This is a genomic window from Streptococcus sp. CCH8-H5, assembly GCF_001556505.1.
Lineage (GTDB): Bacteria > Bacillota > Bacilli > Lactobacillales > Streptococcaceae > Streptococcus.
In genome coordinates this window covers 1-15,256 of the sequence record NZ_LSIZ01000153.1, presented here as the reverse complement: position 1 = coordinate 15,256, position 15,256 = coordinate 1, and the positions used below count along the sequence as shown (strand labels likewise).

Genomic DNA, 15,256 nt, shown 5'->3' with positions numbered 1-15,256 from the left:
GGAATTATCTTAGACAAGCTCGTCTCCTGTCTCATAATTACCATGTCATTTTACCAACACTCAATGGTCATGGTGAAGAATACAAACTTGATTATGTTTCTACTGAAGATTCTGCTTTGGAGATTCTAGACTATATCAAATCAAACTGTGGTGGGAAATTGTTTGCGATTGGTGGTGTTTCACTTGGTGGTCAAATTTCCATGGAGCTTTTGTCTTTAGACAGTGAAATTGCTGAGAAGGCCATCATAGATGGAAGCCTCTGTATTCCTCAACCAAGGTTAGCTAAAATCAGCATCTTTCTAGTGTCTCTATTTGGTAAACTGATGTTCAATAAATTCTCTTGCAAACTTCAGTTAAGCATGATGAACAAACTCTATCCTAAACTGGCTTATCCAGAGGAAATAAAAGCTTATTATTTGGAGGATCTGCCAAGGACGCTTGTCAAAACAATGGTGACCATTTACAAAAACTATATGGGGCGTTACAAGCTGAAGGATACGATTTCTGCTAGCAAAGCTCAGGTTTTGTATATCTATGGTGAAAAAGAATTAAACTGTGTGAAAGTATCGGCGAAATTATTTCAGCAGCTACATCCAAATACGATTTTGTATGAAGTAAAGGGATATAATCACGGCTATTTATCAGCTTACCTGCCTCAAGAGTGGGTTGATTTGGTGATACCATTTTTAAAGAGTGATTCATTTATAGTAAACTGAACCAAAAATAGTACATAATCTTCAACACGTTATAAAAACCTTGAAATCAGTATGTTTCAAGGTTTTAAGTACTCTTACGGATAGCATTGGGAACATCTAACTTTCTTGAGGAGTAAAGTTTGTTTCTCAATATAGTAATCGTTAAATTGTGTCGAAGCGTTATATGATATGATAATTCCAAATAGTCCTTTGGGCTTTTTATGGCATTGTGATATTCTCTAAGAACACGAGATTGCTTCAATAATTTACAAAGTTATGGGGATTTCTCATAGCTTTTTTACTTTCTTCCTTGACAATTGAGCGAGTGTTCAACTATAATGATAATAGTTAAGTGGTTGTTCAACTGAATCATCGATTATTGAGGTATGAGATGTAATTTTTCTTCTCTATCACCAGTAATGCAAGCTTTATTAGCTGGCTTATTCAACTGGTTTTGTACCCTTATCGGTGCTAGTTTGGTCTTTTTTGTCAAAACCATTCATCAAAAATTCATGGATATGATGATGGGCTTGGCAGCGGCAGTCTGGCCTTTGCTTGTCCCTTCTTTGGACTATAGCCAGTCAATAGCTACGAACAGATTTTACTGGTTGACGACGGCTGTTGGTTCTATTGTCGGGGGCTTATTTATCCGCTTTATTAATTATTTGGTTCCCGACCTACATTTGAATCATCAGATGAGTGATAAGGAAGGGATTTTGAATCCCAAAAGACCCTTATCAAAGACCATGCTGCTTTATCTGGCGGTAGTGTTTCATAATATACCAGAGGGCTTAGCAGTTGGTGTGGCATTTGCTAGTGTGGCAAATCTCGCAACTAGACTTTCCTTTACGTGAATGAGTGCCCTTGGATTGGCCTTGGGAATTGGCATCCAAAATATTCGAGAAGGCTCTGCCTTGTCCTTGCCACTACGGGTAGAAGGGCGAAGTAGGAAATCAGCTTTCTACTATGGCGCCATGTCAGCGATTGTTGAGTCGATTGCAGCTGTTTTAGGGGCCTATGCTGTTATGTCTATGACCCAGCTACTACCTTATGCTCTCTTATTTGCGGCGGGAGCCATGATTTATGTTGCAGTGGAAGAACTTGTGCCAGGTGCTCAAGAGCACAAGAATACCGATATTGCGACAGGTGGGGTTATGGCCGGATTTCTAATCATGATGTTACTTGATACAACTTTAGTATAGGAGGAATAGAAAATATGTCACAGTGTTTAACAGCTTGTAATCCAGATTTAATTCAAGGGGTCCATGAGACGGAGTTTGATACCGTTACATTGCTAAATATGTCCAATTTTTTTAAGGCGATTTCTGACCCAACTCGTTTGCGGATTTTACAAGCAGTACGGCAAAATCCAATTTGTGTCGGAGACTTAGCGATTGCGTTACAGATGACCAAGTCTGCTATTTCTCACCAACTACGCTATCTGCGGGACTGCCAATTGGTCAAGGGGGAGAAAAAAGGAAGGATGACCTATTATGAACTTGCGGACGATCATGTCGCAGCAGTCTTGTCTTTGACACTGAAACATTTGAAAGAGGAAAAACATGAAGAAAGAGTATGAACTTCGAGGAATTGACTGTGGCAATTGTGCTGCTAAGATTGAACGTGCTGTCAATCAATTGGAGCAGGTAGAATCTGCCACTGTCAATCTGATAGCTCAAAAGCTGATTTTGGAAACAAAAAGCGAAGATGGGATAGATAAGGAAATTATTGACTTGGTGGATGCTATTGAACCTGGAATCGAAGTTATCAGTGAGAAAAAGGAAGAGGCACTTCCAGAAAAACGAGATTGGGCGAAAGAGCTGCTACTTGCTGTTATGATTCTATTTGCCTTCGGCTTTTTCCTGCCAGAGGAGTATTTCTGGATTCGTCTGGTCTATTATCTGACCCTATATATCATTATCGGCCATAAGGTTCTTATCAAGATGGTTCAAAATATTCAACGTGGTAATCTTTTTGATGAAAACTTTTTGATGAGTATCGCGACCTTAGGAGCCTTTCTCTTGGGAGAATTTCCAGAGGCAGTAGCCGTCATGCTTTTTTATCAGATTGGGGAGTATTTCCAAGATAAGGCCACCTCTCAATCTCGTCAGTCCATTGCACGATTGATGGATATTCGGTCGGATAAGGCTTGGAGACTAGAGGGGGGAGAAACCGTTCAAGTAGACCCTGAAACAGTAAGGGTTGCGGACCATATTTTAGTTAAGCCTGGGGAGAAGGTGCCCCTAGATGGTCTGGTCAGAGAAGGTCGTTCTATTCTGGATACGTCAGCCTTGACAGGAGAATCACTGCCTAGGGAAATTGGCGTTGGTGAGGACATTACAAGTGGTGTGATCAATTTGACTAGTCCATTGGTAATTGAAGTGAGTAAGACTTTTTCGCAATCAACGGTCAACAAAATTTTGGAATTAGTTGAAAATGCAAGCAATAAAAAAGCGGAGACGGAACGGATGATCACACGTTTTTCGCGTGTGTATACACCAGTGGTTGTCGGAATCGCTTTTCTGCTTGCAAGCCTGCCTCCCTTGCTTGGTTTAGGGGAGTGGTCGACTTGGCTTTATCGGGCACTTACCTTTTTAGTCATTTCTTGCCCTTGTGCTCTTGCGGTTTCGGTACCAATGAGTTTCTTTGGCGGGCTAGGGGGAGCATCTAAATTAGGTGTCTTAGTGAAAGGTGGAAATTATTTAGAGGCTCTTGCCAAGTTGGATACGGTCGTATTTGATAAGACGGGGACAATTACAAAAGGTATCTTTGCGGTAGATACCGTTGTCAACGCAGAAGGTATCGAGGATAATATTCTGTACCTCGCTGCCCATTTGGAAAGCTATTCCAATCATCCAATCGCAAACTCGATTCGAACAGCCTATGGACAGGAAGTGGACGAGAATAGGGTGAGTCAGATTACCGAGCTACCAGGGCAGGGCATGTCCGGTAGGATAGATGGCAGACAGCTCTATCTTGGGAATGCTAGATTAATGGAAGTTCAAGGGATTGCTTATCCAGCTATTGACAGCACAGGAACAGTTCTCTATTTGGCAGAGGACAGTCACTTTTTAGGCTATTTCCTTATCACAGACCAAGTGAAGGAGACGAGCATCGAGGCCTTGAAGGATTTACAGGCGGTCGGAATTAAAAAAACGGTTCTCCTTTCAGGTGATCGTCAGGCAGTGGTTGATGAATTTGCACAGCAATTTGCCTTCAATGATGCATTTGGAGATTGCTTGCCTCAGGATAAGGTGAGTACATTTGAGGAAATTCTGACTCAGTCTCAGCAGGCTGTTGCCTTTGTTGGAGATGGAGTGAATGATGCACCGGTTCTTGCTAGGGCAGATGTTGGTATTGCTATGGGAGGGCTAGGTTCGGACGCAGCCATTGAATCAGCAGATGTTGTACTGATGGATGATGACCTTGGAAAACTTCCTCAAGTCATTCGACTGGCTAAAAAGACAGTCAGAATAGCTCGGCAAAACATGACCTTGGCTATTGTAGTTAAACTAATTTTCTTGGTTCTAAGTGGATTGGGAATTTCTAATATGTGGGAGGCAATCTTTGCAGATGTTGGTGTAACGCTACTGGCAGTATGGAATGCATTGAGGACCTTGAGGATAGATACCTCCACTTTGTCAAAGTAAGTGAACAAACAGAGCGATATACAAGTTTTTGTATAATCGCTTTTTTAAACTATGATATGGGCTTTAACGATTTTAACCTAAATCTAGTAACCGTTGAACGTGCATCAATAGAACACACTATGACCATCAACAAGAACTACGTTACTTTCATTAAGGGTATTTTCTGGTAAATTTCAAAAATAAAACCTTGATTTTGCGCCATTTCTTTTTTTCCTTCCCGAAGGCGCGGGAGTACACCCCTTTTGTTAAGGATTTATCCCTTTTTAAATAAAAATAATACAAGTAGGACACTTCTAAAAGTGATCTACTTTTTTTAAATATTTTCATTCTAAAGTTTAATTTTAAACAACAACTCTATCACTTTCGTTATATAATATAGATGTTGACTAACTCCACATGTTGAGGCGGTAAGTTTGCTAGTCAAGGAGTAAAACGACGAAGATTAGCATTTACTTCCGCCCATGCGATAGCTGTCCGTGATTGACAAGTGCTAGCACGCAGACAGAACGGAGATAGCGAACCGCTGAGTGTGTCGCTCTGCTCGTAAAAGCTTAGAAACCTTTGAACGAAAGGGATAATGAAAGCCTTGATTGCAAGGCTTTTTGCTTTATGGTGGGTAAGTATCAGAGTGAGAAAATTTTTGGAATGAGTAGAAGTGATAGCTAGAAATTATCAGTTTCTATTTCCATTTACCCTGTGGGTACGTGTTTGTTTCCATTGACAAGGAGTTTGTGGGAATAGAAATGTACCCACCTTGTTTGAATCAAGTGAAGTGTAGTTGAAGGAAATCTGTTGAAAGCAATACTTCATTTTACCGAATAAGTAATAATTTAGGCAACTTCAAATCGATTAAAAAAAACTATTTTAAAGGTTAAGAGTAGACAAAAATTGTCCACTCTTTTTTGCAAACTCAATTTATCAATAAATGAAATGAGGGAATGTAAAATGAAATATTTTGAGGTTGAGTTAGAAAATCCTGATGAATTTTTAAAACTACAAACAGAAGATTTTGTGAAAGCTAATCGCTTGCTACTAAGGAAGATAATCCAGAGCGTTACAGTCTATGAAGAAAACTTCGTCATATCCTTTAAATCTGGCATCGAATTGGAAGTATGAGTCTCATTCCATAACTTTTATATTGAACATATCATCTTGTTGTGTTATACTATAAATTGATATAAACAAAGATGTAGGAGGAACCGAAACTATGACAGCCTCAATGCGTTTAAGATAAGCTGGCAATAAAAAAAGCAGAATCTATACCCGATGATAGGCTTTTTTGTTGTGCTTATTTATACGATATTGAGCATTCATTAGTTACGGTGAGGATATTGGTTATTTAACTATACCTTTATTTAACTATGTCTTTAATATGAATGTTTCCAAATTGTATGTATGCAGACCAAAAGCCACATTGTGGGGTTTGGCCTGCATTTTTTATTGCCTAGAATGCTATTCAAAATAGAAATTCAAGCAAAATAATATGCAGGAGATAATATAAATGGAAAAATACAACAATTGGAAACGAAAATTTTATGCAATATGGGCAGGGCAAGCAGTATCATTAATCACTAGTGCCATCCTGCAAATGGCGATTATTTTTTACCTTACAGAAAAAACAGGATCTGCGATGGTCTTGTCTATGGCTTCATTAGTAGGTTTTTTACCCTATGCGATTTTGGGACCTGCCATTGGTGTGCTAGTGGATCGTCATGATAGGAAGAAGATAATGATTGGTGCCGATTTAATTATCGCAGCAGCTGGTGCAGTGCTTGCTATTGTTGCATTCTGTATGGAGCTACCTGTCTGGATGATTATGATAGTATTGTTTATCCGTAGCATTGGAACAGCTTTTCATACCCCAGCACTCAATGCGGTTACACCACTTTTAGTACCAGAAGAACAGCTAACGAAATGCGCAGGCTATAGTCAGTCTTTGCAGTCTATAAGCTATATTGTTAGTCCGGCAGTTGCAGCACTCTTATACTCCGTTTGGGATTTAAATGCTATTATTGCCATCGACGTATTGGGTGCTGTGATTGCATCTATTACGGTAGCAATTGTACGTATACCTAAGCTGGGTAATCAAGTGCAAAGTTTAGAACCAAATTTCATAAGGGAGATGAAAGAAGGAGTTGTGGTTCTGAGACAAAACAAAGGATTGTTTGCCTTATTACTCTTAGGAACACTATATACTTTTGTTTATATGCCAATCAATGCACTATTTCCTTTAATAAGCATGGAACACTTTAATGGAACGCCTGTGCATATTTCTATTACGGAAATTTCCTTTGCATTTGGGATGCTAGCAGGAGGCTTATTATTAGGAAGATTAGGGGGCTTCGAAAAGCATGTATTACTAATAACAAGTTCATTTTTTATAATGGGGACCAGTTTAGCCGTTTCGGGAATACTTCCTCCAAATGGATTTGTAATATTCGTAGTTTGCTGTGCAATAATGGGGCTTTCGGTGCCATTTTATAGCGGTGTGCAAACAGCTCTTTTTCAGGAGAAAATTAAGCCTGAATATTTAGGACGTGTATTTTCTTTGATCGGAAGTATCATGTCACTTGCTATGCCAATTGGGTTAATTCTTTCTGGATTCTTTGCTGATAAAATCGGTGTAAATCATTGGTTTTTACTATCAGGTATTTTAATTATTGGCATTGCTATAGTTTGCCAAATGATAACTGAGGTTAGAAAATTAGATTTAAAATAAACAATATTGGAGGAATATTTATGTATCTTATTTTCATGTAACTCTTCCTGCTAAAATCGCAGGGTTTTCCCTGCATACAAGCAAATGAAAGCATGCGATTATAGACAGGAGGAAATGTTATGGAATTAATATTAAAAGCAAAAGACATTCGTGTGGAATTCAAAGGACGCGATGTTTTAGATATAAATGAATTAGAAGTATATGATTATGACCGTATTGGTTTAGTAGGAGCAAATGGTGCTGGAAAAAGCACTTTACTCAGGGTACTTTTAGGAGAATTAACTCCCCCAGGATGTAAAATGAATCGTCTGGGTGAACTTGCCTATATTCCCCAGTTGGACGAAGTAACTCTGCAGGAGGAAAAAGATTTTGCACTTGTAGGCAAGCTAGGTGTTGAGCAATTAAATATACAGACTATGAGCGGTGGTGAAGAAACAAGGCTTAAAATAGCACAGGCCTTATCGGCACAGGTTCATGGTATTTTAGCGGATGAACCTACGAGCCATTTAGACCGTGAAGGAATTGATTTTCTAATAGGACAGCTAAAATATTTTACAGGTGCACTGTTAGTTATTAGCCATGACCGCTATTTTCTTGATGAAATAGTAGATAAAATATGGGAACTGAAAGATGGCAAAATCACTGAGTATTGGGGAAACTATTCTGATTATCTTCGTCAGAAAGAGGAAGAACGTAAGAGCCAAGCTGCAGAATACGAACAATTTATTGCGGAACGTGCCCGATTGGAAAGGGCTGCGGAGGAAAAGCGAAAACAGGCTCGTAAAATAGAACAGAAGGCAAAAGGTTCTTCAAAGAAAAAAAGTACTGAAGACGGAGGGCGTTTAGCTCATCAAAAATCAATAGGAAGTAAGGAAAAAAAGATGTATAATGCTGCTAAAACCCTAGAGCACAGGATTGCGGCCTTAGGAAAAGTAGAAGCTCCGGAAGGCATTCGCAGAATTCGTTTCAGGCAAAGTAAAGCATTGGAGCTCCATAATCCATACCCTATAGTCGGTGCAGAAATTAATAAAGTATTTGGGGATAAGGCTCTGTTTGAAAATGCATCTTTTCAAATTCCGTTAGGAGCAAAAGTGGCGTTAACTGGTGGTAATGGAATCGGAAAAACAACTTTAATCCAAATGATCTTAAACCATGAAGAAGGAATTTCTATTTCGCCTAAGGCAAAAATAGGTTACTTTGCACAGAATGGTTACAAGTACAACAGTAATCAGAATGTTATGGAGTTTATGCAGAAGGATTGTGACTACAATATATCAGAAATTCGTTCAGTGCTAGCATCTATGGGGTTCAAACAGAACGATATTGGAAAAAGTTTATCTGTTTTAAGCGGTGGAGAAATTATAAAATTGTTGCTTGCTAAAATGCTCATGGGTAGATATAACATCCTAATAATGGATGAACCCAGTAACTTCCTTGACATACCAAGTTTAGAGGCTTTGGAAATACTAATGAAGGAGTACACCGGAACTATCGTGTTTATCACCCACGATAAACGATTACTCGAAAATGTAGCAGATGTAGTTTATGAAATTAGAGATAAGAAAATAAATCTGAAACATTAAATTTAAGGTAGTCGCTGGTCAGTATAGTCTGTTCTGGTTGGCGACTCCATTGTTAAAGAGTATAAAGACTTTAGATTTTATGAATATTAAAAATAGGAACAGTCAATTGAACTGCTCCTATTTTTCTGCTAAATATATTGTAGTTTTCTTATATGTATAATGATAGATTAGCGGATTCTCATCTACGGTACTTACTTCAAATATGAAGAAGTGATCGCGGTTATCTCTGGACTTTTCCTTATTGAGGACAAAGTAATTCTTACGTGAAGTCGCCATTGTTTTTAGGATATCATCAGTTAGGAAGGTCAATGGAATATTCATGTTAGAGTAGCGGTAGAAGTCACGTTCAAAATCTTGGTAGCTCTCGCTATAATAGTCCATTTGTAGGTGATTACGCTGAAACTCAAGCTGATTCATAGAGCACCTCCTCGACAAGTTCAATACTAATAATGTCTTTTAATTTCAAATTGATGTGACCTGTTGTAGTTTTTATCAAAATGAAATCTTTGGTCAGACTTGGTATTGTTCCAGTGTAGGAAACACGCTTGTTTTTTTCAATCACTTGAATGCGTGTGCGTAGCTGCCCGGCGTATACTTGACTGAGGAGTAATAATTTCTTCTCTAGTGATAAGTCAGACATGTACGTTACTTTGTTTGTATCATCAGAGAGTGCTGATGCATGTTCAGATAGGAAAAAGCCCATCCATTTTTGCATCTTTGTATCCTGGTACTCTCTTGCTGATTGAAATGGTAAATATGAACGGTCAATCATATCAAATCCTTCCTATGCAGAGGCAAGGGTATTTTTATCAAATTGAATCGTAAAACCTTGAATTCCCCCACCTGTGTAACATTCTTTAAAGCGATTGATTACCTCAGTATAGATTATCACAGATGAGCTTGTTGGCTTAATGCTAAATGTAAATTCCAATGGTAATCGGTTTTCAGATTTAGCATGTACTAGTCGTATCGATATTTCAGTTGTTTTGAGTTTTCTCTGACGAAGTTTTGAAGTTGCTGTTTCAACGATTCCATGTAAAAATCTTTCAAGCATTTCAATATCATTACATCCTTTGCTACGGATTTCTGAAAATTGTACTGTATTTTTTTCTTGTTTCATTTTAATCCCTCCAATCCACCCGCGGAATGACCACCGATAAGTTTACTGCGTTCAATATTTCTGGAACCTTCAGTTAGGACGGTTCCTTTTTGTATGGCTAAAAAACCAAACTGTTCTCTGACAACATCAATAGCTGTCTGAAGTCTATTATCTTTTTCAATTTGTTCTACATCATCAAAGAGTGATAGTAGAGTATAGCTTTCATCTACGAAGCCACTATAAGATACACCAATTTGTCTCACTGCACCAGAGGTGTATTTTTTCGGAATAATACAAGTACATGACTCACCATTGTTTTGGGGAGATTTGCGGGTTCAATTTTATTCTGAGCATTTATAGATTTTTTCATCTCAGTCCTAGAATAGCCAATATGAATAGAAACGACAGTAGTCAATACTAGGGCTACTGTTCCGTTCCACAGTATCATTTAAAAATCATTTTCACACCCTTTCGTCTATTAGTATAGAAGAAAGCTCTCAGCACACGTGGAGTGTGTAGGATTACTTGTAAAAGCGTAAAAACCTTGTAACGAAAGGGAATATGAAAAGCCTTGATTGTAAGGCTTTTTTTGCATATTCCAATAAAGAACTTGACATTAATAGTTACTTCCACTACAATAGAATTACATACCATTGGTATGATAGAAAGGGACTAAAATGGCAAGGAATAGAAACTCACATGAAACTAGAAAAAAAATACTAGAGGTCTCAAAAAATTTATTTTTAGAAAAAGGATTTGATAATACGTCAATACAAGATATCATAGATGGCTTAGGTGGATTAACAAAAGGTGTTATCTATCATCATTTTGAGTCTAAATATGATATACTGCAAACAATCATTAGCGAAAATAATCAAGAAATTTTAAATTATAATTGGAGAGGAAATACTGGATTAGAAAAGATACAAAATTCTTTGATGGACTCTTTCTCTAATTTTGAACACCAAAGGCTCGTATACTCTGCCTCAATCATGCTAAGAAGTCCACGTTTGTTAGGGGAGCAGTATCTAGGTCTATTTTCTGATTTTTTACCCGAAATTAGAGAAAAAGTTTACGAAGGAGTTGAAGATGGGTCTATTAAAACAGAATATCCAGAAGAGCTAGCAGATTTAATTGTTTTAACTCTAAATATTTGGATTGGTTTTCAAATTTCCGTTTTTTCATTAGTAGAATTAAAAAGCAAAATGAATTTCATTAAACTTACTTTTGAAGGTCTAGGGGTACAGTTAATTTCTGATGAAATGATGGAGGTGATTTTCAACTTATTCGATCACTTAAAAAAATAGTAATTAAGTCATCGCATGAGATTCTTGTTAATACTCATTTCTATTTATGTATTATCAATTGAATAAATTATCTTACATAATTTATAATTAAAAAATAACATACTTTAAGTGTGTTATTAAAAATCTATTATACATACCGAAGGTATGTTTGTTTTTAGTATATACATACCAATAGTATGTATAGTAACATTGTCTGAAGAATAAGCTTATTTTTAAATATTTGTCGAGATTAGTCTGAATAGTTTATTCTTTATTTACGCTTTGGAGGAAAGAATTTATGTTGTCACTTATTAAAATTGAATTAAATAAAGTTTCTAAATCTAAATTATTTTTAGCCTGGTTGTGTACTATATTTATAGTGTTAGGTATTACAACAATCATTATTATGGGTTTAGGTACTGACAATAAACTAGGAGAATTCACTGGACAGGATTCTAATGTTATTAGAATTACTGGTAAATGGGAAGGTTGGGCAATTGTAGCTTCATTGTTTTCATCTTTATTTACAAAAGCAGCATTTTTGATTTTCGAATCTTATTTATTATCTACGATTATTATTGATGAATTCAAACGAAGAACAATTTTTCAACTATTTTCCTACCCTGTTTCTAAATTAAAGTTACTATGGGGAAAAGTGCTTACAGTAATTCTGATATCATTTATTGCTCATTTTACTGCACATTTAGTTATTCAATTATTAATTAAATTAGTAGCAGTTTTGACCGAATCAAATTATATCCCAATAGCTAATCAAATGATTAAATTAGCTGGAATTGCGGTTGGAACAGTATTAATCGGAATACTACCTTTTGTTTTAGGTATGATTAAGCATTCAACAGCTATCACAATGCTTACAGGACTTGGTTTAGCAGCATTACTTTCGAATGTAAGTCCAGGAAGTCTATCTAATAATATTGCTGATGACTTATTCTTTTTGATATTTGCAAGTTTCATAAGTTTAATGATTACTTCATTTTCAATTTCTAATATTTCAAGACAAGATATTAGTATCAAGTAGCATACCTAAGTTTAATTGAAGGAAGTGATAATTCCTTAATGATTTCTATAAAAAAAGAGACTGTATAAATTAGTATTTATGCTCTGGGAGAAAAATTCTTGCATTTAAAACTGGATATAGAAAGAGAGATAGAAATGAGAAATATTGTTGAAATAAAAGAAGTTTTTAAAACAATTGATAAAGAAGAAATTTTAAGTGGTATCAATCTTCAAATTGCTGAAGGAGAAATCTATGGTTTTTTAGGACCGAATGGTGCTGGAAAAACAACGTTAGTGAAATGTATGTTAACTCTATCAACGATTACATCAGGTAGTATTGAAATTTTTGGGAAAAATCTACAAGAACACAGAGAAGAAATCCTAAGTCAGATTGGAAGTATTATTGAATCACCAATTTTTTATGATAATTGCACTGCAAAAGAAATCTTGGAAATTCACGCTCAGTATATGGGAAAAAATATTATTGAATCAGATATAATAAGAGCCTTAAGAATGGTCGGATTAAAAAATACGACTAAAAAAGTAAAAGATTTTTCGTTAGGAATGAGGCAAAGACTTGGTTTAGCTCGTGCTTTTCTAACAAAACCTAAATTGTTGATTTTAGATGAGCCAATCAATGGTTTAGATCCAATAGGAATTCAAGAAATTCGAAATCTTTTGTTGTCGCTTTCTAAGGAGCATGGAATTACAATACTAATATCGAGTCATATATTATCGGAAATTTCACAGATAGCAGATAAAATTGGTTTTATCAAAAATGGAGAAATTGTAGAACAGGTCTCTATGAAAGAGATTAGGAGAGAGAATATTAACTTAGAAGAATATTTTATGTCTCATTTTCTAAATGAAATTAAGAATTATGAGGTAGATTAAGGATGAAACAATTGATAAAGAATCATCAGAAGGCTTTTTATGCTTTCATGATATTTAATATACTGGTCCCTTTAACTAATATTGCTTTTGCTTATTCTATTAAATGTATTATTGATAGTGGTATGTCCCAAAATGAAGATGCCTTAACTCAAGCGGTACTAGTAGGAGCTAGTGTTATTTTCATCTATGCAGGACTGAACTTTATATCTCTTCGATTGAGAAATAAACTTGTTAGGCAAATCATGTCAAGATACAAAAACAAGGTGTTCCAATCTATTTTAGATAGCGATTATAGAGACTTTTCTAAAGAAAAATCAGGGAAGTTTATTTCTGTATTAACCGAAAATATGAAGAAAATTGAGCAAGATTATCTTCACCAGTATTTTAATATTTCAAAAAATCTTTCCTTAATGATTTTTTCACTCCTAGCTATGTTTATAGGTAATTGGTTTTTGACCTTATTAGTAATCATTGCTAGCATTATTCCGATGATGATATCAGGATTTATTGGGCAAAAATCAGCCTCTTTACAAAATAGTGCTATGATTGCAGATCAGAAGTATTTAGCTAAGGTTAAAGATATTTTAGCAGGATTTCTGGTTATTAATAGTTTTAATGTGAAAGATGCTATCTTTGAGGATTATAGTCATGAAAGTGAAAATTTGGATGAGATATATTTTATAAAAGGAAAATTTGATGTTTTAGCAAATGTTATTTCCCAGCTTTCAGGGATGATTGTTTTTTTGGTAGCTTTTGGTGGAGGGATGTATTTAGTATTTAATGGCTATACCACAATTGGAAGTGTGACAGCTATTGTTCAACTAGTCAATTTTGTAGTAATGCCACTAAATGAAATTGGTATGGGAATGAGTAAATTTCGTGAAGGGCAAGCAACACTTAATGCATTTGAGGTAAAAGATGTAACTGGACTTCAGACTGGTGAAACGAAAGAATATTTCGATGATGTTATTTCTTTTTCAAATATAGACTTTTCTTACCCTAATACTGAAGAAAAAATTTTTAATCATTTATCTTTGAAGATTCAAAAAGGGGAAAAAATTGCAATTGTAGGAATGTCAGGGAGTGGGAAATCAACTTTGCTCAATCTATTACTGCGTTTTTATGATGTAACAAGTGGACATATTTTAATTGATAATCAAGATATACAAGCTATTTCAGCAGAGAGCCTTTATAACTTAATGACGATTGTTCAACAAGATGTTTATATCTTTGATGATACTTTAAGAGCCAATATTACTCTTAATCAATCCTTTACTGATGAGGAAATAAATCAAGCTGTACAGCAGTCAGGTTTAGAAAGTTATGTTTTAGAAAATGAATCCGGTCTACAAACTTTATGTGGAGAGAATGGTTCAAATCTATCTGGAGGACAAAAACAAAGACTTAGTATTGCGCGTGCCTTGATTCGAAAAACACCAATCTTATTATTGGACGAGGCAACCTCATCTTTGGATAATCAAGTAACTACTGAAATTGAAAATTCAATCTTGGATATTCAAGATTTGACTGCACTTGTAGTAACCCACAAGTTGAATGAGAACATTTTGAAAAAATACGATAGAATTCTCTTTATGAAAGGTGGCGTCATTGTTGAAGATGGTTCTTTTGGTGACTTGATGGATAGGAGAGGTGAGTTTTATAAGTTGTTTGAGTTGAGTGTGTAATTCTCTTTCGTTCTATAATATAGGAGTATACTAGCACGACATGTTGAAGCGGTATCACTGCTTGTGAGGCCTAGAAAATGTGTAGAATGAAAAGCCTTGGTGACAGGGCTTTTTATGGTAAGTCATTTGATATTTTTATCTGAATCATATTTCTTCTTCATGTTACAATAAATATATACAAAATAGAACGCTTAGAAAAATGGAAAATATAATGGTTAACCAAAGCAAATATGTGTCTAGTGATTTTCCAGAGGCAACGTATCAAGTGGCTTTTGAGGATTTGAAAAAGAAAATTTTAGTCGGGCATCAGGAAATTATTCAAGGTAAAGTCTCTTCTCTAGCTGATGCGAGAAAGGAATTTGGCCTTGACTAGGTAGGTTGCGATATTGTCTCTCTTACTTGTAACAGAGCTAAGCAGAGTAAATAGTAGAATAATAAAGGTGAACATAGACTTTCAAGTAAATATAGTACTGTCTATATGAGACATTTTGGAGGGTATCAAATATGAAATTTCATGAGTTTGGTGATAAAAATTTGCCTCCCATTTTATTGATACATGGTGGGGGTAGCTCTTGGTGGAATTATCTTAGACAAGCTCGTCTCCTGTCTCATAATTACCATGTCATTT

At 35.8% G+C, this 15,256-nt stretch carries 16 protein-coding genes and 1 pseudogene; 13 read left to right on the top strand and 4 right to left on the bottom strand.

What is annotated here, in order from left to right; all coding sequences use genetic code 11:
* The 7 genes and pseudogenes from AX663_RS10010 to msr(D) form a co-directional block, all read left to right on the top strand.
* The coding region (locus tag AX663_RS10010; RefSeq protein WP_060973387.1) for an alpha/beta fold hydrolase at nucleotides 1–716 on the top strand (716 nt) is incomplete at its 5' end.
* Between the two features lie 365 nt (nucleotides 717–1,081).
* Nucleotides 1,082–1,897, top strand: a pseudogene (locus AX663_RS10990) (ZIP family metal transporter).
* A 14-nt stretch (nucleotides 1,898–1,911) separates the two neighbouring features.
* Nucleotides 1,912–2,274 carry an ArsR/SmtB family transcription factor gene (locus AX663_RS10000; protein WP_002890511.1) on the top strand — a complete coding sequence of 121 codons (363 nt, stop codon included), beginning with the start codon at nucleotides 1,912–1,914 and terminating at the stop codon, nucleotides 2,272–2,274.
* Nucleotides 2,258–4,345 (top strand): heavy metal translocating P-type ATPase, encoded by a 2,088-nt coding sequence (locus AX663_RS09995; RefSeq protein ID WP_060973386.1) that lies wholly within the window; start codon nucleotides 2,258–2,260, stop codon nucleotides 4,343–4,345. The genes AX663_RS10000 and AX663_RS09995 overlap by 17 nt, the downstream gene beginning before the upstream one ends.
* Before the next feature lie 945 nt (nucleotides 4,346–5,290).
* Complete coding sequence (locus tag AX663_RS09990) at nucleotides 5,291–5,461, top strand: hypothetical protein (protein WP_000873143.1); 171 nt, start codon at nucleotides 5,291–5,293, stop codon at nucleotides 5,459–5,461.
* Nucleotides 5,462–5,846: 385 nt separating this feature from the next.
* Complete coding sequence (mef(A), locus tag AX663_RS09985) at nucleotides 5,847–7,064, top strand: macrolide efflux MFS transporter Mef(A) (protein WP_000417519.1); 1,218 nt, start codon at nucleotides 5,847–5,849, stop codon at nucleotides 7,062–7,064.
* A gap of 119 nt (nucleotides 7,065–7,183) precedes the next feature.
* Nucleotides 7,184–8,647, top strand: coding sequence for an ABC-F type ribosomal protection protein Msr(D) (msr(D), locus tag AX663_RS09980; RefSeq protein ID WP_000420313.1), 1,464 nt, complete (start codon nucleotides 7,184–7,186; stop codon nucleotides 8,645–8,647).
* Between the two features lie 117 nt (nucleotides 8,648–8,764).
* Here the strand turns inward: msr(D) and AX663_RS09975 are convergent, their stop codons facing one another.
* Genes AX663_RS09975 through AX663_RS09960 form a run of 4 tightly spaced genes read right to left on the bottom strand, consistent with a single transcriptional unit; the run spans nucleotide 8,765 to nucleotide 10,009 of the window.
* A complete protein-coding gene (locus AX663_RS09975) occupies nucleotides 8,765–9,064 on the bottom strand; it encodes a DUF5960 family protein (protein ID WP_001072467.1) in 300 nt (99 codons plus the stop codon).
* On the bottom strand, nucleotides 9,051–9,419 hold the full coding sequence (locus AX663_RS09970) for a hypothetical protein (RefSeq protein ID WP_000567222.1): 369 nt from the start codon (nucleotides 9,417–9,419) through the stop codon (nucleotides 9,051–9,053). Before AX663_RS09970 ends, AX663_RS09975 begins: the two co-directional genes overlap by 14 nt.
* Nucleotides 9,420–9,431: 12 nt before the next feature.
* Nucleotides 9,432–9,767, bottom strand: a complete 336-nt coding sequence (locus AX663_RS09965) for a DinB/UmuC family translesion DNA polymerase (RefSeq protein WP_000806926.1) — start codon at nucleotides 9,765–9,767, stop codon at nucleotides 9,432–9,434.
* Nucleotides 9,764–10,009, bottom strand: coding sequence for a hypothetical protein (locus tag AX663_RS09960; RefSeq protein ID WP_001813542.1), 246 nt, complete (start codon nucleotides 10,007–10,009; stop codon nucleotides 9,764–9,766). The genes AX663_RS09965 and AX663_RS09960 overlap by 4 nt, the downstream gene beginning before the upstream one ends.
* A gap of 414 nt (nucleotides 10,010–10,423) precedes the next feature.
* Between AX663_RS09960 and AX663_RS09950 the strand changes: the two genes are divergently transcribed.
* The 6 genes from AX663_RS09950 to AX663_RS10665 form a co-directional block, all read left to right on the top strand.
* Nucleotides 10,424–11,053, top strand: a complete 630-nt coding sequence (locus tag AX663_RS09950) for a TetR/AcrR family transcriptional regulator (RefSeq protein ID WP_037600261.1) — start codon at nucleotides 10,424–10,426, stop codon at nucleotides 11,051–11,053.
* A gap of 277 nt (nucleotides 11,054–11,330) precedes the next feature.
* On the top strand, nucleotides 11,331–12,071 hold the full coding sequence (locus AX663_RS09945) for an ABC transporter permease (protein ID WP_060973385.1): 741 nt from the start codon (nucleotides 11,331–11,333) through the stop codon (nucleotides 12,069–12,071).
* 134 nt (nucleotides 12,072–12,205) lie between these two features.
* Nucleotides 12,206–12,943, top strand: a complete 738-nt coding sequence (locus AX663_RS09940) for an ABC transporter ATP-binding protein (protein WP_060973384.1) — start codon at nucleotides 12,206–12,208, stop codon at nucleotides 12,941–12,943.
* A 2-nt stretch (nucleotides 12,944–12,945) separates the two neighbouring features.
* A complete protein-coding gene (locus AX663_RS09935; protein ID WP_060973383.1) occupies nucleotides 12,946–14,628 on the top strand; it encodes an ABC transporter ATP-binding protein in 1,683 nt (560 codons plus the stop codon).
* A 199-nt stretch (nucleotides 14,629–14,827) separates the two neighbouring features.
* A complete protein-coding gene (locus tag AX663_RS11065; RefSeq protein ID WP_002890505.1) occupies nucleotides 14,828–15,001 on the top strand; it encodes a hypothetical protein in 174 nt (57 codons plus the stop codon).
* 131 nt (nucleotides 15,002–15,132) lie between these two features.
* Nucleotides 15,133–15,256 (top strand): alpha/beta fold hydrolase (locus tag AX663_RS10665; protein ID WP_443031050.1); only part of this gene is annotated, 124 nt, incomplete at its 3' end.

Bases quoted from the DNA above. Each gene is read 5' to 3' on its own strand.
- AX663_RS10000 (WP_002890511.1), top strand. From the start codon at position 1,912: ATGTCACAGTGTTTAACAGCTTGTAATCCAGATTTAATTCAAGGGGTC.
- AX663_RS09995 (WP_060973386.1), top strand. From the start codon at position 2,258: ATGAAGAAAGAGTATGAACTTCGAGGAATTGACTGTGGCAATTGTGCT.
- AX663_RS09990 (WP_000873143.1), top strand. From the start codon at position 5,291: ATGAAATATTTTGAGGTTGAGTTAGAAAATCCTGATGAATTTTTAAAA.
- AX663_RS09975 (WP_001072467.1), bottom strand. From the start codon at position 9,064: ATGAATCAGCTTGAGTTTCAGCGTAATCACCTACAAATGGACTATTAT.
- AX663_RS09970 (WP_000567222.1), bottom strand. From the start codon at position 9,419: ATGATTGACCGTTCATATTTACCATTTCAATCAGCAAGAGAGTACCAG.
- AX663_RS09965 (WP_000806926.1), bottom strand. From the start codon at position 9,767: ATGAAACAAGAAAAAAATACAGTACAATTTTCAGAAATCCGTAGCAAA.
- AX663_RS09950 (WP_037600261.1), top strand. From the start codon at position 10,424: ATGGCAAGGAATAGAAACTCACATGAAACTAGAAAAAAAATACTAGAG.
- AX663_RS09945 (WP_060973385.1), top strand. From the start codon at position 11,331: ATGTTGTCACTTATTAAAATTGAATTAAATAAAGTTTCTAAATCTAAA.
- AX663_RS09940 (WP_060973384.1), top strand. From the start codon at position 12,206: ATGAGAAATATTGTTGAAATAAAAGAAGTTTTTAAAACAATTGATAAA.
- AX663_RS09935 (WP_060973383.1), top strand. From the start codon at position 12,946: ATGAAACAATTGATAAAGAATCATCAGAAGGCTTTTTATGCTTTCATG.
- AX663_RS11065 (WP_002890505.1), top strand. From the start codon at position 14,828: ATGGAAAATATAATGGTTAACCAAAGCAAATATGTGTCTAGTGATTTT.